The following is an 18,187-nucleotide window of genomic DNA, read 5'->3' as shown; positions in this document are numbered from 1 at the left end:
GGCAGTGATCTATAGCGTTTCACAATCCACCTCCTTTAGCCCCTCACGCAATGCCGATACCCCCGCATCCTTTCGTGTCTGGCTCCGGCATCACGCTCGCCGCCGGCTTCACCGTGAAACAACATTCAGACCAACGCGCGACAGTTGAGGATCTGCTGGAGGCAGATTCAAACGCTTCAATCTGTCGGCGGTTTCCTGTTCTATGTGCAGCCCCCAATCGGAAAAGAACCGGGTCAGGTCCTGATTTGCGACCGTACTGGCACGCAGGATAAAGGTTTGTACCTTGACCGCATCCTGCTTATTGGCATCGTCCAGTGGATGCTCGCGGTAATATCGGTGAAGCTTCGGATAGAAGTCCTCGCCGAGACCCCGGCGCAATTGATCGAACATGACCAGCCGCACCCAAAGCTCATCGTCGTCATCCGCGCTGGCACGCATTTGTTTTTCATTGTCGAAATCGCGCGTCTTCCGCGCCAGATATCGCGCCGCCAGATCCAGCGGCGTCTTGCCGGTAGAGTCATCGCGCTCTTTCAAACGGGACGGATGGCCAAAATGTGCCTGGGCATTGAGGGAATAGATATTGACCGTAGTTTCTACGATCTCGCCCCAGGTCCAATCCTCCTGCTGGTACATATGGCCGGTTTCATGCCAGATCGACCACGCTTGTCGCAGCTTATTCACGTCCAGCAAATCACCCATGTTGCTGCCGGGGACACCCATAAAATAGTTGCCTGCGTACATGTATATGCCGTCGTCGAAGACCTTCGCCGGTGTCACCGTGTCCTGCTGATAGTGCATGCGCAAACGGGATGCCCGATGAAGTTTGGAGGAACCGTCGAGACCGGATAGTGCATCGTACCAGCCTAGAATTTGCTCGAGGGTGTCGAGAATTTCCGCAGGGTCGTCCTGAGGCGCCCTCATATAGACTTTGCGGGTCGCGGTAATGGCAACACGCTCGCTTATCATCTCGACGAATGGCGCACCGGGCATGTCGGTGAGCATTTTACGCCAGTCTTCGAAGCTTGTTTTTCCCTTGACGTAGAGGGGGATCGAACTGCCGCCGCGCACGATTGCCACGTCGATCGGAGGCAGAGCCGCACTGAAGCCGCTGTAGGCGTAGCGGAAATGGATCAGCCCGTCGCGCTTCGCCGTGAAGTCGGTGCGCCCTTCCTTGGCAATGACCAATTGCGGGTCATCCTGGGGTCTTTCGTCATAGAAGCTGTTCATCGGGCCGATCATGATCATCAAGCCGTCGGGGGAAGGCGGCAGGCCTTCGGCCGTAACCGATACTGCCTCTCCCTTTCTCACGAACACACCGCTTGGCTGATCGTCCATCAGCTTCGTGCGTCTCAGCCTATTGGCCTCGGGTGTGGCTGCAGGCATCGGAGCGAGGCGATAGCGCTTGTTCAGATTGTCGAATTCCGACACCGCTGCCGGTCGGTCGCCATTGCCGGCCGGATAAAGCAACCACTGGGCGTTATCGTCCAGGCTGGCGTCATAGACGATGATCTGAGCGTCGTCCGCACGTTCATTGGCCCTGACGTTGAGCGTCGTGCCGCTGTCATCCAGCTCGATGCCATAGCTGTTCAGATGCGGCTTGAAGCGCCATGCCTGCCCCTCAGCGGACTGCTCGTCCTTGAGGACGACACTCGTATTCCCGTTTTCGTCTTCGTCGCCCCCAGCAAGATACGTTCCGTATCGTCGAGGCCGGATCTGATAGGTTGCGCCGTTCGTTTCCCCGGTCGCTCTGGTGATGGTCCACAGCTGCGCGGGACCATCCTTGGGTTTGCGAGCGGACTGACCAAGCACGATCTCGCCATGCCTGCCTTCAAAGGCGGTGAGCGCTTTGTAGGAATGCTTCGCGACGATGTAATAGTCCCCTTCGGGGATCTCAGCGGCAGCTGCGGCCGTAACAATTGCCGCCAGCAACAGCCCAGCTATCAAGTGCACTGCAGATACGATGAAGGTCTTCATCCCGGCACCGATGTGTCAATTCGCGGCCGGAACGGGACAACTCATCGGATCGCCCTGCTTGCCGCATTTCAGGTAACCCTCGAAGGCTTTGACCCGGGATTGCGCCAGGCTGTCCATGCACTGCGCGGTGAGCATCGGCATTACGCTTCCTCCGGCCGCTCCTGAAGTCTGGAAACTGCACTCGGCGTCGCGAAATTTGTCCCAATCCCGTTGAGCTTGGACAAGAAGCTTCCTGGTATCCGCATCGTCCTTCAGGCGGGCTTCGATCTGCTTGTAAAGCTCGTTGAGCTTCTTGTCGGATTTCTTGAACGCCGCATCGGCGCACGCATTCAGCGAGGCCTGATCCTTGGCGGCGTCGTAGCACTTGTCCTGGGCAAAGGCGAACGTCGGCATGGCCAGAACCACGGCGGCAGTCAGTATTGCGGTTTTCATCGATTTCCCTTTCCCGATTATCTGGTTTTCATTGGATCAGCTTTGCCACCTTCGGCGACCGTGACGCTGCCGGCCTTTCCTGAGCCGGTCAGCTTGCCGCCTTCCTTGACAGTGACTTTGCCGGAGACTTCCCCGTCGACGACAAGCAGTCCCGAGACGGAAATGTCACCGGTCAAAGAGCCGGTCACGCGCAACTGCGCCCCTGACGCGACTTCCGTCACGCCGGAATAGTTGTTCTTGCCGCTCAGCGTCAGCTTGCCGCCGGCGACAACGAGGCCGCCGCTCATGCCGCCGGCGTCATCAAAGTCCGCTATGGTTCCATCAAATTGCCCGTCGGCTTCTGTCAGGATCAGTCTGCCCGCACCCAGATAGACATTGCCTTTACCACCAAGGTTGCGAATGACCGTATCGTTCAGGGAGTGCGCCACCCCCCAGGGCTTCAGGTGGTTTCCTTTCTGATCGATGTTGAGCACACCGTCGACCATGACGCGCGAGGAATGCTCGATGCTGCCCGGCCCGGCCAGAGTAAGATAGCCATCGGCCGCGACATGGGTTGTGCCGGTGTAGGTATTGCCCCCGGTCATGCGCACGTCCGCGTCCTTCTCGATCGTGAAGTCGCCGGCGCCGGAGATGATGCCGGCCAGTCCGAGCCAGCCATTGCTTCCAGCATCGCTGGTCGCGCGATTCAGCTGCACTTGATCCTCGGCAGCCGCATCTGTCGTAAAGTTGGCGGCGCTGACAAAATAGGGTGAATATGCGGTTGTTCTGTTTTCCAGATCATACATTACGGAATTGGACTGAAAGAAGGGTAAGCCGATAGTAATTCCATTGCCGTCAACCTCATCGCTTTGGCGATCGATAACGACATCGCTGTATTCCTTGTTGTTTAAGCTATCGTCAAATCCAAAAAACTTGAAGCTCATTATATCCGAACTATATTCCTTTATTTGAAATCCTCTCGATCGAAGCTTATTTAAAACACCCTCTGAGGTTATGGAGACAAAAGTCGCCGTTCCTGTATCCAACAACACGGGCCCATTGAAATAAACCGAACGCTTCTTCCCCTTATAGTCAAAAGAAATTGTATAACGGTAAGAGCCTTCGTTCACATTGGACGCGTTCGCGCCTGTGTGCGGGAATCGTTTCTGGTAATGTTCGTAAAGCTGAGAACCCAGTTCGCCCCAAGGCATCAGGGCCGTAAACTGGGATCTCAAACTGGGAGACAAATTCAGCGCCAGGCAGGGAACGCAACCCGGTGTGGTCTTCTTTTTTCCAAGATTTGCATTGGCAGAGACCACATAGCCGCTTTGGGTTTGACTGCCGGGGGCAGTGGTCTGGTCTCCCGCAAAGATAAAATCGGCGGCTCCAAAGATGCCGTAAAACGTCGTCGAACCCCCGGGTTCGCCGTTCTGCATGCTCTTGCGCGCATTAAGATCCGCATAGACCGGCGTATCGCCGTGGTGGCCCACGGGCTTTTGCGTCAAGTTCACATCCTCGAGGTCGCCGAAACCCTTTGTGTAGACGTAATCCACCACCCGACCAGCGGCGAAGCCGCCATCGAGGGTTACGACAGGCTTTGGGCGATCATCCGGATCGTAAAAGGACAGGCTGTCGAAACGGACCTGTTGTACCCAATCTCCATAGGTGCCGTCTCCATAGGGGTACATTTCAGGCTTGCTGCCGGGCACCGGCTTTATGCCGGGGACACTCGAATCGATCTCCGCGTTGAACTCATCCGACCCGGTGTCGAATTCGTACAGACGAGGCTTGGCACCATTGATGCCCACCACGATCCCGAGTTTGTGATAGATGACTTCATCACGGTCGGCTCCGTATTCCCTGACATGTTGCAATGGAATGGATATCGGGCCGGCAGCCTGGGCAAGGCCGGTCCGGCCGTTCTCATCGGCCACAGGGGGTACGGCAGGTGATGTGTTCGCTGCCGGAACGGGGCAGCTCAGATCGCCTTGCTTGCACTTCAGGTAACCCTCGAAGTCCTTGACGCGGGATTGCGTCAGGCCGTGCATGCACTGCGCGATGAGCATTGGCCTCATGCTTCCTTCGACCGATCCTGCGGTCTGGAAACTGCACTCCGCGTCGCGAAATTTGTCCCAATCGCGCTGTGCCTGGACGAGAAGCTTCCTGGTATCCGCATCGTCATCGATGCGGGCTTCGATCTGCTTGTAAAGCTCGTTCAGCTTCTTGTCGGATTCCTTGAATGCAGCGTCGGCGCATTCGTTCGTGGCGGCCTGGTTCTTGGCGGCGTCATAGCACTTGTCCTGGGCAAATACGGACGCTGGCATGGCCAAGATCATGGCAGCGGTCAGGATCGAGGTTTTCATCGACTGTGCTCTGTTTAGAACCGCTGGCCCGGACGACCGCTAGTTGGAATCGTCATCGTCCGATCCATTACTGTCGTCGCTACTGTCATCCGACGCATCGCCATCCGTGCTGTCATCGTCGGTGTCGGTGCTGTTTTGGTCATCGTCACCGCCCGCTGAGTCTTCATCGTCGTTCTGATCGCCAGAATTGTCCTGGTCATCGGAACTATTGTTGTCGGTATTGTCATCCGAGCTATCGTCGTCGGTGTTGTCGTCATCACTATCGTCCGACTGCTGTTCATCGTCATTCTGATCGCTTGAATCGTCCTGATCATTGGAACTGTCATCGGTGCTCTCGTCCGAGGTATCGCCATCGGTGTCTGCGCTGCTATCGTTGGAATCGTCGTCAGCATCGGCAGAAGTCGCGTTGGCGTCTGGACTGGCGTCGCCGGGCAGCGAGTCGTCTTCGCGATAGCTTGTGTCTTCGAGGCTTGTCTCCATCTCGTCGTCGTACTGATCGACGATCTGCGTCCACTCCTCATGGTTATCGACGCTCGTCCATTGCGAGATATTGTTGACCGAGATGTTGGTATTGAAGTTGTTGACTGTGATGTTGGTATTGACCTCGACGACATCTGCGACTTCTGTTCCGCGGTTCACGCCAAACAGAAAACTGGTAGCGCTCACGGCAAGAGCGGCCCATACGAGTCGGTCGACATCGGTCGGCGTCGAAATCGGTTGATGCCGCACTGTGGCAAGCACGTCACCCGGCCGGATGCCTTGCCGCGCGGCAACGCCATGGGGTGCAACGGCCAAGACATACACCCCGCGAAGCTTGGGCGGGATCTGGTAGCGGTGCCGAGAGGCGTGGTTGATGGGTATCAAAACCGCGTTAAGAGCCCGGGAAACATAGGGTTTCGGCAGATCATATTTGCTGGCATACGCAACATTGATCGTGTGCGGGACGGCTACACTCACAACAGCCGTCATTTTCACTGAAGTTGCCAATGCACGGGCGAACTGCATTATCAGTCTGGACTTTCGAACAGTTTGCATTTTGCACATCCTGCAGCTGATGATTGGAATCGATCTCAGAGCCCCGGCGCCCCGGAGCGCTCACCAATGATTCTCCCCCTGCACCAACGGTCAGCGGCAATTTCCAGCGATCATCACCGTCATTCCGTAACTTCCTCGGCAAAACACTTTGCCAGATCTTGCGGCGCTCCGAGCTTCTTCGCCCAGGATACCAGTTCAGGTTTTTCCGACGGGTCGGCATAGCCGCCCCACACGTCGCGAAATTGCTTTTTTCCGTCGACCGTCTGGAAGAACATCACGCCGTCGTCGCTCACCGGCGTGGAGACGTAGGCGGCGCTCCAGTTGCCGTTCTCCATGATCGTGATGAACTTCACCCGAGCAGGCTTGACCTTGTTGTCCAACGCCGAGGCAACGAGGGGGGCATATTCCTGCTTGCGCGCCTTCGTCACATCGACCTTTACGCCGTCGCAGGCACCATTCGCGGCGAAAGCGAAGGTCAGCGTCATTGCCAACCCTGTGAGGCCGATCACAACGATTTTGGCACGTCGGCGGACCAGGCTGCTGAATTCAGACATAATTGGCTTCCTCCTTCTTCGCCCGGTGCCCACTAATCGGAATCGTCGTCGTCCGATGAACTGTCATCGTCCGGTGTATCGACCTCGCAGCCGATGCCGCGGCAGCCTTGGTAGTTGCCTTGCGTGTCGAAGTTCGGATTGCCTTCCTTGTCGTACTGCGGCCTGTCGTCGATGCTTTGATCCCCGTCATCAGGATCGTCGACTTTACATCCGAGCCCATGGCAGCCGATGTAGCGGCCCCTGGTATCGAAGTTGGGATTGCCGTTCCTGTCGAACTGCGGCCGGTCGTCTATCTTTCGGCTTCCTTTATGGGACCGATCAACCAGGCAGCCCCTTCCGCGGCAACCATCGTAGTCGTCGGTGGTACAACCGGAGATCGCCATCAAAGCAGTGGCCAAGGCCGCATAGATTACGAATTTCATGATTCATTCCTCCGACTGGCTGGCGGCTCGGATCGTCCGCATCGGAAGGCTATCGCAGGCGGCGATCCCCGCTTTTGTCGCGAAGTCTGGCGCCAATCGGAGGAGGGCAAAGCTTCGCCGGCCATCGAACGAGAGCCCGGCTGTGGACGATGCATTCGACGAGTTAGCCGACGGTTGCCGTAATCTCTTACGTGGGAGGGAACGCTCCCGGCGGGGGCCGCCGCATTAGCGAATGTCAATATTCCTCTCCATGCTTAGTGCCCCGTCCGCCCAAGCATGCTTCAACAATCCGCTGACGCGGCTGTGCTTCTAAAAAGTTGCATCCGATTCGGCCTGCGGCAAGGAAAAACCCAATATTGCGGGGATGAATTTTGTAAATGCTTAATAATTCGGAACCAGCGCCGGCTATCTTAGCAGATTCTGAAATATGATCGGAAGCAAGTGTGCGGAATACGCTCTTAGCTTCATTCCTCTTTATCTCGTGTTATTGCAAGTAGTTTCATATGTTATTGCGAATTTTCGCACAGCCTTGTAAAATAGCGCGACGGCATCGCTTCTTATATGATCGCTATAATCCGAATCTATTGTGGTATTTTTTTCGAATCCAGCCAAGCCGTTGCGCAGGCCGAAAGAAACGCCGCTCAATCATTCGACTTTTTCAACGCTGCGGCGTGCCGCATAGAGGCGCAGTGGGGGCGCCGCGGCCGCGTTGTGAGCATCTTCCCAGTCGGATTGTCATCGGGTAGCGTGCAGGGGAGGCACGTGAAGGCGCTCTCTTTGGCTAACGCACTGCCACACCTTCAGCAGTTGCCCGTCGGAAGATGGGGCTGGTGTCACAACCCGGTGCTTGCCGCGACAGTTTGTTCCCGTCCCGGTTCATTTCAGCACCGAAGCGAGGGGGGAAGAGATGCACAACCGATTTCGGCAGTGCCTGCGGCAAATGTCGCTGGCAGCGTTGACGATGCTGGCGCTAAACATCCCGGTCCACGCGGCTGATCTCGTCATTGCGATGCCGAACTGGCCGTCCGGCCAGGCCACGGCAAACATCCTCAAGGTCAGCCTGAAGGAAAAGTTCGGGCTTGATGCCGACGTGCGCGAGATGGGGACGCTTATCGCCTTTGCCGGCCTCAATTCGGGTGAGGTGGATATTCATCCCGAAATCTGGCTGCCCAACCTCGACAATCTGGTGAAGAAATATGTGGACGGTGCCGGCACGGTGGCCATCAGCCCTATTGGCGTGCCGGCATGGTAAGGCATATGCGCGACGCGTGAAGCAGCCGACAAATTTGGAATTCACGACGTTTCGGATCTCAGCGACCCGAAGAAAACCGCCGCGCTGGATACCGATGGCGACGGACGTGGCGAATTCTGGATAGGCGCTGAGGGTTGGTCCTCAACCGCTATCGAGCGCGTCCGCGCCAACAGCTATGGCTATGCCAAGACAATGACGTTGCTGGAGACGCCCGAGGATGCCGGAATGGCGGCTGTCGATGCCGCGGTCGCCACGGATCACCCGATGGTGTTTGCCTGCTACGCGCCGCATTACGTGTTTGAGCTGCACGACATTGTCCGGCTTACCGAGCCGCCCTTCGACCCGGCAAAGTGGAAGATCGTACTGCCGTCAGAGGACCCGCTCTGGGTCTCGAACTCCAGCGCGCCGGTGTCATGGGATACCGCCAATTTCCATATCGCCTACGCCACCTCGCTGCGCAAAAATATCCGAAGGTGGTGGCGTTCCTGGAACGGGTCGAGCTGAAGCCCGAGGAAATCACCAAGATGAGTTATGCGCTCCAGGTAGAGCGTCAGGATCCTTATGAATACGCCAAACAATGGGTTGCCGCACAAGGCGCCCGGGTGCACGGGTGGGCAAATCCATGACCCGAAATCTGATGACCGTGGGGCGCGCCACTCTCCAGCGGAGCTCCCTTGCAACAATTGTCGCGGCAGTGTTCGGTCTTGTCGCGGTGGCGGCGCTGGCTGCGGGAACACAGGTTTTCGGCCCGAAAACCCACAAATGGGTGGACTACGATCGCACCAAGGCGCGCAAATACTATGCCGCGCATAATGAAGTGCCCGAGGCATTTCGTCCGCAGTGGTCAAGTTCCGCACCGCGGAAGTGCCGGGCACGATCATCATCGATGGCAACCAGCACTTTCTCTACCTTGTGCAGCCGGGTCAGCAGGCCATGCGCTATGGTATCGGCGTGGGCCGGGAGGGGTTTGGCTGGGCCGGCATCGTGCGCGTCGGCCGTATGGCGGAGTGGCCGACCTGGACACCTCCGGCCGAAATGGTCGCTCGCGATCCAAAGGCGGTGAAATATGCCGGAGGCATGAAGGGGGGCCGGACAACCCGCTCGGCGCAAGGGCGCTCTACCTCTATGAGCGCGACCAGGACACGATCTACCGGATACACGGCACCCCGGAGCCCTGGACGATCGGGCTCGACGTGTCGTCGGGATGTATCCGGATGAGGAACGACGACATCGTCGATCTCGCATCCCGCGTCAAGGTCGGGGCCAAGGTCATCGTCCTCATGCAGGGGGCGGCACTTTACAAAGGCGTGTGAGGGCATTCGGAGAGGGACAAGCAATGTCGGCAAAAAATGCAGTGAGAACTTCGATTCGGGCGACAGCAATTGGATTCCTGGCTGGAGCCCTTGGCGCTTGCGTCAGCGCGCCATCGCCGCCGCCGCAGGACCAGATGTCCAGGACCAAGGTCGAAACGGCGCCGGCGGACCTTCAGCTGCTTTGCGCCAATGCGGTCGCCAAGGCCAGCGGCGTCGACAGCACCAAGATACTTCCGGTTTCATCAAGCAAGCTCGATTCCAAGACCTATCAGGTCGAACTCGATGCCAGCGGCAAGAAGACAAGCTGCCTCGTGGATACCGACGGCAATGTCAAATCCGTTGAGCCCGTCTGATCCGCTCCGGTCGACGAATTTTGCGACCGATCTGACCATTGGCGCCTTGGGCTGCGGACATGACGATGTTTGGGGCGGCCAGCCGCGATGAGCGGTTTAGAGAACCCGGGCTAACCGCGCCTGCTTCACCTCAGCCCGATCCGCTTGGCGCCTTGCCGGAACAGCGCCTCGGCGTCCGGCTCGAAGCGGAAGGTGCCGATGAAATCATCGGCGCAGTAGTTCGGCAGCGTCTTGCGCAACGCGGCGGCGAAACCTTGAGCCTCGTCCAGCCGTCCCGCCAGCGCAAGGCAATGCGCGGCGATTGCCAGGATGATGGCATGGGCGTTGGGACGCGCGGCTGCTTTCAGCGCCCATTCGGCGGCTTCGTCAAACTGGCCGAGCCGGACATGCGACATCGCCCTGGCGCCCAGCATGCCGAACAGCAGCGGATCGAAGGGGCTCAGATGCCTGGAATGGTCGGATGAGCCGATCGCGGCCTTCGGGTCGCCGGACTGCGAGTGGACGAAAGACAGGGCATAGTGGCCAAGCGCGAAATTAGGGCTGAGGTCGACGGCGCGTTCCAGCTCGATGAGGGAGCCGTCCTGCTCGCCGCGCAGCCACAGCGCCCGCCCCATGGCCCAATGCGCGGCCGGATTGTGATCGTCGACGAGAAGGCTCTGGCCGGCTGCCTCGAAGGCCATGGCGCTCTCCTGATCGCGGTCGCCCCAGCGCTGGAAGGCATTTTGCCAATGAGTGAAGGAGAGCCCGGCATAAGCGCGGGCGAAGGTAGGATCGAGCTTCAAGGCCAGGTCGAAGAAATGCCGGGCCTGCTCGTTTTCCGCGCGGGTGAAGCGGTACATGTGCCACAGGCCGCGGTGATAGGCCTCCCAGGCGTTCAGCGAATTGGGCGCCTTCAGCATGGCGCGGTTGCGCTCGACCGTCTCGATCTCGGCCGAGATCGACGAGACGATGCTGTTGCCGATATCATCGAGCACGGCAAAGATGTCGTCCGGCTTGCGCTCGAACGTCTCGGCCCAGACTATCCTGGCGGTGCGCACTTCGACCAGCTCGACAGCAACGGTGACGCGGCCCGCCTGGCAGCGCACCATGCCCGTGGCGACATAGTCGACGTTGAGCCGCCGCCCGGCATCTTCGGGCGCGATGTTTTTCTCCGCCAAGGCAAACACCGAGCCGCGCGCGATGACGAAGAAATCCCTGAGCTTGGCCAGGCGGGTGATGATGTCGTGGGTCAGGCCGTCGGCAATCCCTCCGCGAGGGCCACCAGGAACGCCGCCGATGCCGGCCTGTTCAATAAACGGCATCACCGCAAGCGAAGCCTTGCGCGACGTTGCGGCGTTGGGATCGGCAAGCATGATAGGAGGTACCGAGAGCGGAACGGCCGGCTGCACCCATGATGACGCGCCGTGCTGACAGCGGATTGCCCGCCATGCGTCGCGAACGGGTCCGAAATCCAGGTCTTCGGACTGGAAGTGCCGTAAGGCGGCCGCAATATGCTCCTCGGCCGCGCCGAACTGGCCGCGCTGGGCGAGCCTCGTCAGCAAGGCCAGATGCACACGGCCGTCGAATGGCGCGAGCTCTAGCCATTTTTCGAGGTGCGCGGACACGTCATCGGAATCGCTGGGGAGCCGCTCGACAAGCTGTTGCAGCACGGCCGCGTGGCATGAGCTGAAGCGGCGGCGCTGAGCGGTCAACCAGCTGTTGAAATGCGGGCTGCGGTCGATCTCCAGCCCGTCGAGGAAATCGCCGGCGAACAGCCGGGAAAGCGCCAGCAGGCGTTCGAGCTCGAGCGTCTCTATTCCCTTCGTCGCGGCGGAGGCAATCTCCACGGCATCCACGGATACACCGTTCAGGTCGAGCGCGACCGTGTCGCCCTGTGCCTCGATCCTGCTCCGATCGGATTCGTCGAGAACGCCTCGAAGCTTGCTGAGGCACCAGCGGAGTTCGCCGCGCGGGTCGTTCGGCACGTCCCACAAAAGCTCGCAGAGCCGGCTGCGGCCGACCGGATGCGGCGCCAGCGCCAGATAGGCGAGCAGCGCACGCAGCTTGCGCGATTTTGGGAGCTGGATGATGATGCCGTTGCGTGCGATCGTCAGCGGGCCGAGCAGGCGCACGGAAAGGCCGGTCACCTCGCCGTCGAGGCTCGATCGGGTGGATTCCACGTGCGTTTCCACGCCTGCTCCCACGCTGGCCAGTCGGCCTTTGTTTTATCACCAAACGCGACACGGTGCATCCGGCGGCGAATTTCCGCGCCGGATGCCGCCATGGCCACATTGCCGGGAGGCAAATGTAGTGCGGCAAGGTCTCGAAACCTCGCCGCCCAAGCCACCGGTCTGTAACCGGCCCGTGACGACAAGAGACAACGACGAAGCGAGGAGATCGACATGTTGCATCAACAGAAAATCAGAACCACCGCCGGGCGCGGCCGCCTGTTCGACAGCATTCTCGACACGGTCGGCGATACGCCGGTGATCCGCATCAACAATCGCGGACCGGATCATGCGACGATCTATGTGAAGGCCGAGTTCTTCAATCCCGCCGCCTCGGTGAAGGACCGGCTGGCGCTCAACATCATCGAGGAAGGCGAGCGCAGCGGCGCCTTGACGCCGGGCCAGACCGTGGTCGAGGCGACCAGCGGCAACACCGGAATCGGCCTTGCCATGGTCTGCGCCCAAAAGGGCTATCCGCTGGTGGTGACGATGGCCGACAGTTTTTCCATCGAACGCCGCAAGCTGATGCGCATGCTGGGCGCCAAGGTGGTGCTGACGCCACGCGCCCAGAAGGGTTTTGGCATGTACAAGAAGGCGGTGGAGCTGGCCGAAGCCAATGGCTGGTTTTTGGCCCGCCAGTTCGAAACCAAGGCCAACGCCGCCATTCACGAGGCGACGACGGCGCGCGAGATCATCAACGATTTCGCCGGCTCGCGGCTCGACTGCTTCGTCACCGGCTATGGCACGGGCGGCACCGTCGTCGGCGTCGGGCGCGTGCTGCGGCAGGAGCGTCCGGAGACCCGGATCGTGCTCGCCGAACCGGCCAACGCGCAGCTGATCGGCAGCGGCAAGCCGCAGCAGCGCGGCGCCGGTGGCGCGCCTGCCGCCAGCCATCCGGCCTTCGAGCCGCATCCGATCCAGGGCTGGACGCCCGACTTCATTCCGGACGTGCTGCAAGAGGCGATCGACGCCAGCCTCTATGACGAGGTGGTGCCGATTGCCGGGCCCGAGGGCATGAAATGGGCCAAGGCGCTGGCGCAGAAGGAAGGGATTTTCACCGGCATCTCCGGCGGAGCGACCTTCGCTGTGGCGCGGCAGATCGCGGAAAAGGCGGCGCCCGGCTCGGTGATCCTGTGCATGCTGCCCGATACTGGCGAACGCTACATGACGACACCGCTGTTCGACGGCATCGAAGCCGAGATGGACGCCGAGGAGACTGCGCTTTCGCAGTCGACGCCCGGCTGCCAGTTTCCGGCGTGACGGCGGCACATCGGGAGCGGCCTGTATGGACACGAGGCCTGGATTGGCCATCACGGCCACCGAGGAAACGCTTGACCCCTCGAACTGGGCCGACGTGCAGGTCCTGTCGCATCGGATCGTCGACGATGCCGTCGCTTACCTGCGCGATGTCAGAGAGCGTCCGGTGTGGCAGGAGATGCCGGTTGATGTGAGGACTTTCTTCACGGCGCCGCTGCCGCGTTCGCCGGCTCCGCTGGCCGAAATCTACGGCGACGTCACAGGGAAGCTGATGCCCTATCCGATGGGCAACATCCATCCGCGCTTCTGGTCCTGGTATATGGGCTCTAGCAATTTCACCGGCGCGCTCGGCGATTTCCTGGCGGCGATCCAGGGCTCCAATCTCGGCGGCGGCAACCATGCCGCCGCGTTGATGGACAGCCAGGTCGTCGACTGGTGCAAGGAAATGATGGGCTTTCCGCAATCGGCCAGCGGCACTCTGGTCAGCGGCGGCTCGATGGCCAACATCATCGGGCTGACCGTGGCGCGCAACGCCAAGGCGGGCATCGACATACGCGAGCACGGGGTTGCCGGCATCGACAAGCCACTGCGTTTCTATGGCTCCGACCAGCTTCACTCCTGCCATCGCAAGGCGATGGAGGCGCTCGGCCTCGGCAACCGGGCACTGCGTCGCATCCCGAGCGATGCCGGGCTGCGGATCGACATCGCTGCGTTGCGGGCGGCGATTGTCGAGGACCGTAACGCGGGCTTCAAGCCGGCCTGCGTGATCGGCACGGCCGGCACGGTGAACACCGGCGCGATCGACGATCTGCAAGCGCTGGCAGACCTGGCGTCACAAGAGGATCTGTGGTTCCATGTCGACGGGTGCATCGGCGCCCTGCTTGCGATTGCGCCGGACAATTCGCATCGCGTTGCCGGCATCGAACGCGCCCACTCAATCGCGCTCGATCCGCACAAATGGCTGCACGCGCCGTTCGAGGTCGGCTGCGCGCTGATCAGGGATGCCTCCGCGCATCGCGGCACGTTCGCGGTGACGCCGGAATATCTGGAATCGACCCCGCGCGGACTCGCCTCCGGCCAATGGCTGCACGATTTCGGCTTGCAGACGTCACGCGGTTTCCGCGCCCTGAAGGTGTGGATGGCGCTGAGAGAGCACGGCATCGAAAAGTTCGGCCGGCTGATCGACCAGAACATTGCGCAGGGACATCATCTCGGCGCGCTGATCGAGGCGGAACCGGCTCTCGAACTGGTGGCACCGGTGAACATTAACATCGTTTGTTTTCGCTACCGCGGCGCCGGGCTGACGGGAGAGAGGCAGAAGGCGCTCAACACCGAGATCATGCTGAGGCTGCAGGAAGAAGGCATCGCCGCCATTTCCGACACGACCGTGCATGGCCAGCATTGCCTCAGGGTGGCGATCAACAACCACCGCACCCGTCGCGACGATCTTGACCTGCTGGTCCGGGAAACGGTACGGCTCGGGCAGGAGATTTCAGGGACGGGCGTGGCCGGCTAACGCTGGCCTTTCTGTCGAGCGGCGAGACTAGGCATCGAGCCAGACCTTCTCGAAATGCTGCTCGAGCGACTGGTGCTGCTCGCAGCCATGCACGCCCTTGCGGTAGGTGCGGTAGACCGAGCGCCAGTAGGGCTGGATGATGATGCCGGAATCGCGCAAGTTCTGTTCGATCTTGGCCATGAGCTCCTTGCGGGCGCCGGGATCGGGCATCGCCAGCGCCTTGTCGAGTAGACTGTCGAATTCCGGATTGGCATAGGCGCTCTCGTTCCACGCGGCGCCAGACTTATAAGCGAGCGCCAGCACCTGGACGCCGAGCGGCCGGCCGAGCCATTCCGTGCAGGAGAAGGGATATTTGCTCCAATCGTTCCAGAACGTCGCGGCCGGCAGCACAGTGCGCTTGATCTTCAGCCCGGCCTCGCGCATCTGCGCGGCGATGGCGTCGCCGGTGCTCTTCTGCCAGTCGACGTCGACCGAGATGAGTTCATATTCGTGGTCGGCCTTGCCGGCCTCGGCGAGCAGGGCCTTGGCTTGACCGGTGTTGCGGACGGCCGGGCCGATATCGGCGTATTCGGGATGCATCGGCCCGACGTGATGGTTCTCGGCAGGCTTACCGCGATTGTCCATGCCGATCTTCAGCACGGCGGCGTTGTCGACCGCGAGCTGGGCGGCGCGGCGCACCTTGATGTCGTCATAGGGCGGATTGCCGATGTTGAAACGCGCGACGATGGTCGAGCCGGTGGCGATTTCCGAATTGCTCAGGCCCATGGAGTCGGTCTGCGCAACCGTGTCGGAGGCGGTTTCATGGTCGGTGTCGATCTCGCCCGATTCGAAGGCCGACAGCATGGCGTTGGGATCGGAGCCGTAGTCGACCCATTTGATGCCGTCGAGGTAGAAGTCGCCCTTCCACCATGGCTTGTCCTTACGGCGGACTTCAGCGCCGACCTCGGCGTCCCATGCGACGAGTTCGCAAGGCCCGGTAGTGATCGCCAAGGCCTTCAGCGGATCGCCGTCGCCATCATAGCTGCGGTGCATGATCAGCGCCGGATAGTCGGCCATGCCGGCGATCAGCGAAATGTCGGGCTTGGGCAGATTGAGCCGGACGATGAAATCGTCGACGCGCTCGATGCCGCCGTCGACGGCCTTCTTGGTATCGGCGTTGACCAGTGCGCCCATGCGCGCGGCGACCGAATTGCCGGCGACAGACGCATCGCACCAGCGCGTCAGATTGTGGATCACGTCGTCGGCGTTGAAGGTGTCGCCGTTCGACCAGGTGATGCCCTTGCGGACATGCAGCGTCAGCACGCGGGCGTCGTCGCTGGTCTCCCAGCTCTCGAGCAGCCATGGCTCGAAGGTGAAGTCGCGGTTCCAGCGCACCAGATATTCGTTGCACTGACGGGCGACGTTGGACATCTCGACGCCGTCGAAAGTGCGCGGATCCTTCCAGCCCTTGACGTTCATGGCGACACGCAAGATGCCGCCGCGCTTCGGTTCCTCGGCCCTGGCCGGTGACGGCGCAAGCCCGCCCAGCGCCAGCGCGCCGGCAGCGCTGACGCCGAGCGCAGCCATGGTGGCGAGATATTCGCGCCGGTTCATCTGGCCTTTCTTGAAGCCATCGGCGACGGGCTCGGCCTGCGGATGCAATTTCCGGTCGGTCAGCATGAACTTCATCGTAAATCCTCCCTGTCGGGCCGGCGCATCGCGGATGCGGGCTCCTTACGTGGCGTGATGATAGGGCTGGCCTGACCGAAGCAGTGTTCGGGTTTCCGCAGTTGTTGTGCGCTGTTCCGCGACAGTGGAGCTTGGAGGACGGTCCGCGTCACTCAGGCCAATCACCTCCGCCCAGCGCGGCTATTGCCGCGATTATGCGCTCAAACGCCTGGCCGGCGCGCGGTACGGTTTTGCGGGCGCGCAGGAAGCTGTGCACCAGCCGCGGCTCTTCGCGCCACCATGCCTTGCCGCCGGCGGCAAGGATGCGATCGCGATAGGCCTTGCCGTCAGCCGACAGCGGGTCGCATTCGGCAGTGATGACGACCGTCGGCGGCAGGCCAGAGAAGTCCGTATCGCCGAGCGGCGAAAATGTCGGGTCTTCCGGCGACTGCCCCTTCCCTGCCCGGATATGCCGATAGAATTCGACGTCGCGCAATGTCAGCAGTGGCGCCTCTGCGTGCTCGACATAGGAGCCGGCGCGCTCTTTGCTGTCCAGCTCGAGGCCGTCTAGCTCGTCACCGCCGAGCTCGGGATAAATCAGCACCTGGCCGATCGCATGGCGAGGATGGCGGCGTGTCGCCTGCGCCACTGCGGCAGCCAGGTTGCCTCCGGCGCTTTCGCCGCAGAGCACGATCGGCAGGCCGGTCGTCGCCGCAGCCCATTCGAATACGGCCAGCGCATCCTCGAAGGCCGCCGGATGCAGATGCTCGGGCGCCAGCCGGTAGTCTGCGGACAGAACGGGAAAGCCAGTGCCGGCGCAAATCTCGGCGCAGATGTCGTCATGGCTGTCGAGCCCGCCAAGGACGAAGCCGCCGCCGTGATAATAGACGACCATCGCTTGTGGCGCCGTGCCCGCCATCTGGTAACGCCGGACCGGGATCGCATGGTCAATGGCAGGAACCGCGCTGTCGCTGGCCTTGACACCGGACGGATAGGGCTCGCGGAACGCCCGGCACATGGCGTCATAGACCGCCCGCTGCCTGTCGATCGGCATGTAGACGATCTCGGGCGGATACGACTCATTGACCCGGTCGATATAGGCCCACAGCTCCGGATCGAGCAGCGTTTGGTATTTTCCGCGCTCTGTCGTTTCTGGTCGATCGGCCTCGGTGATCATCGCGGCGCGGTCCCGCTCAGAGCTCGGCGTAGAGGCGGGCGGCGTTTTCGTAGCTGAAGCGCAATGGCACCGAGCCCTCGACCTGCCAGGCTTCGACCGTCTCGCCGGCCAGCAGCCGACAGGCGCCGTCGGTGGTGGTGACGGCGCCGCCATAGAGCCGGTTGGCGAGATTGAGAATGGCCGTCTGATGCATCGCCGTGCTGCCGCTGCCGCAGGCATCCTTGACCAGCAGCACGCGAAACCCGAGCGCCACCGCGTCCTTTACGGTGGCATCGATGCAGGCCTCGGTCCAGACGCCGGCAACGACCAGCCACTCGACGCCATCGGCCTTCAGCCGCTCGGCGGCAGGCCCCGCGCGGAAGGCGCTGGCATCGGTCTTGACCAGCATCGTCTCGCCTGTCGCCGGGCCCACTTCCGGACAGATCGCCGTCAGTGGATCGTCCTTGTCGGAAAACGCCGACTTGCCGTTGGCCTCGACCGGGTGGAACGGCCGTGCCGTGGCGAGATCGACGACATAGGCCCAGTGGTACAGGGGCACATTGTTGGCCCGAGCCGCCTGCTGCAGCCGCTGGACGTTGGCGAGAATGTCGCCATAGCCTTCGACCAGATAGCGCTTGTCCCGCCGATGCTCCTCCTGGAGATCGATGAACACCGCCGCCGCCTTGCCGCGCTTGATCGAGATCGGGCTTTTCATGCAAAACTGCCT

The 18,187-nt window shown here is 61.1% G+C and carries 13 protein-coding genes and 2 pseudogenes; 5 read left to right on the top strand and 10 right to left on the bottom strand.

Features of this window, described 5'->3' with window-relative positions; translation table 11 throughout:
• Nucleotides 1-108: 108 nt before the first annotated feature.
• From NKG95_RS19305 to NKG95_RS19280, 6 genes are all read right to left on the bottom strand, one after another.
• Nucleotides 109-1,974: a M60 family metallopeptidase gene (locus NKG95_RS19305; RefSeq protein WP_353041985.1), complete on the bottom strand. Its 1,866-nt coding sequence runs from the start codon at nucleotides 1,972-1,974 to the stop codon at nucleotides 109-111.
• Nucleotides 1,975-1,989: 15 nt separating this feature from the next.
• On the bottom strand, nucleotides 1,990-2,406 hold the full coding sequence (locus NKG95_RS19300; protein WP_023718799.1) for a lysozyme inhibitor LprI family protein: 417 nt from the start codon (nucleotides 2,404-2,406) through the stop codon (nucleotides 1,990-1,992).
• Nucleotides 2,407-2,423: 17 nt separating this feature from the next.
• Nucleotides 2,424-4,748: a lysozyme inhibitor LprI family protein gene (locus NKG95_RS19295; RefSeq protein ID WP_353041983.1), complete on the bottom strand. Its 2,325-nt coding sequence runs from the start codon at nucleotides 4,746-4,748 to the stop codon at nucleotides 2,424-2,426.
• 39 nt (nucleotides 4,749-4,787) lie between these two features.
• Complete coding sequence (locus NKG95_RS19290; protein ID WP_353041981.1) at nucleotides 4,788-5,783, bottom strand: PDZ domain-containing protein; 996 nt, start codon at nucleotides 5,781-5,783, stop codon at nucleotides 4,788-4,790.
• 119 nt (nucleotides 5,784-5,902) lie between these two features.
• Nucleotides 5,903-6,268 (bottom strand): hypothetical protein, encoded by a 366-nt coding sequence (locus NKG95_RS19285; RefSeq protein ID WP_353041979.1) that lies wholly within the window; start codon nucleotides 6,266-6,268, stop codon nucleotides 5,903-5,905.
• 101 nt (nucleotides 6,269-6,369) lie between these two features.
• The gene (locus NKG95_RS19280; protein WP_353041977.1) at nucleotides 6,370-6,759 is read right to left on the bottom strand and encodes a hypothetical protein; all 390 of its coding nucleotides are present in this window, start codon (nucleotides 6,757-6,759) and stop codon (nucleotides 6,370-6,372) included.
• Nucleotides 6,760-7,666: 907 nt separating this feature from the next.
• On the opposite strand from NKG95_RS19280, the pseudogene NKG95_RS19275 reads away from it, so the two are divergent.
• From NKG95_RS19275 to NKG95_RS19265, 3 genes and pseudogenes are all read left to right on the top strand, one after another.
• Nucleotides 7,667-8,637: pseudogene (locus NKG95_RS19275) on the top strand (ABC transporter substrate-binding protein).
• 11 nt (nucleotides 8,638-8,648) lie between these two features.
• Nucleotides 8,649-9,324: pseudogene (locus NKG95_RS19270) on the top strand (L,D-transpeptidase).
• Nucleotides 9,325-9,458: 134 nt separating this feature from the next.
• Nucleotides 9,459-9,677 (top strand): hypothetical protein, encoded by a 219-nt coding sequence (locus NKG95_RS19265; protein WP_031212349.1) that lies wholly within the window; start codon nucleotides 9,459-9,461, stop codon nucleotides 9,675-9,677.
• A gap of 125 nt (nucleotides 9,678-9,802) precedes the next feature.
• Here NKG95_RS19265 and NKG95_RS19260 read toward each other — a convergent pair whose 3' ends face one another.
• Nucleotides 9,803-11,836: a transcriptional regulator gene (locus NKG95_RS19260; protein ID WP_353041975.1), complete on the bottom strand. Its 2,034-nt coding sequence runs from the start codon at nucleotides 11,834-11,836 to the stop codon at nucleotides 9,803-9,805.
• A 222-nt stretch (nucleotides 11,837-12,058) separates the two neighbouring features.
• Here NKG95_RS19260 and NKG95_RS19255 point away from each other — a divergent pair, with 222 nt between their 5' ends.
• Nucleotides 12,059-13,144 (top strand): PLP-dependent cysteine synthase family protein, encoded by a 1,086-nt coding sequence (locus NKG95_RS19255; protein WP_353041973.1) that lies wholly within the window; start codon nucleotides 12,059-12,061, stop codon nucleotides 13,142-13,144.
• Nucleotides 13,145-13,169: 25 nt separating this feature from the next.
• A complete protein-coding gene (locus NKG95_RS19250; RefSeq protein WP_353041971.1) occupies nucleotides 13,170-14,657 on the top strand; it encodes a pyridoxal phosphate-dependent decarboxylase family protein in 1,488 nt (495 codons plus the stop codon).
• Between the two features lie 27 nt (nucleotides 14,658-14,684).
• On the opposite strand, the gene NKG95_RS19245 is transcribed toward NKG95_RS19250, so the two are convergent.
• The 3 genes from NKG95_RS19245 to NKG95_RS19235 form a co-directional block, all read right to left on the bottom strand.
• Nucleotides 14,685-16,325 (bottom strand): ABC transporter substrate-binding protein, encoded by a 1,641-nt coding sequence (locus NKG95_RS19245; RefSeq protein ID WP_353041969.1) that lies wholly within the window; start codon nucleotides 16,323-16,325, stop codon nucleotides 14,685-14,687.
• Nucleotides 16,326-16,473: 148 nt separating this feature from the next.
• On the bottom strand, nucleotides 16,474-17,481 hold the full coding sequence (locus tag NKG95_RS19240; protein WP_353041967.1) for an alpha/beta hydrolase: 1,008 nt from the start codon (nucleotides 17,479-17,481) through the stop codon (nucleotides 16,474-16,476).
• 16 nt (nucleotides 17,482-17,497) lie between these two features.
• The gene (locus NKG95_RS19235; protein ID WP_353041965.1) at nucleotides 17,498-18,175 is read right to left on the bottom strand and encodes an isochorismatase family protein; all 678 of its coding nucleotides are present in this window, start codon (nucleotides 18,173-18,175) and stop codon (nucleotides 17,498-17,500) included.
• Between the last annotated feature and the right edge of the window lie 12 nt (nucleotides 18,176-18,187).

It is taken from the genome of Mesorhizobium sp. M1423, assembly GCF_040317575.1.
GTDB lineage: Bacteria > Pseudomonadota > Alphaproteobacteria > Rhizobiales > Rhizobiaceae > Mesorhizobium.
This window is presented reverse-complemented; position numbering and strand designations above follow the sequence as displayed.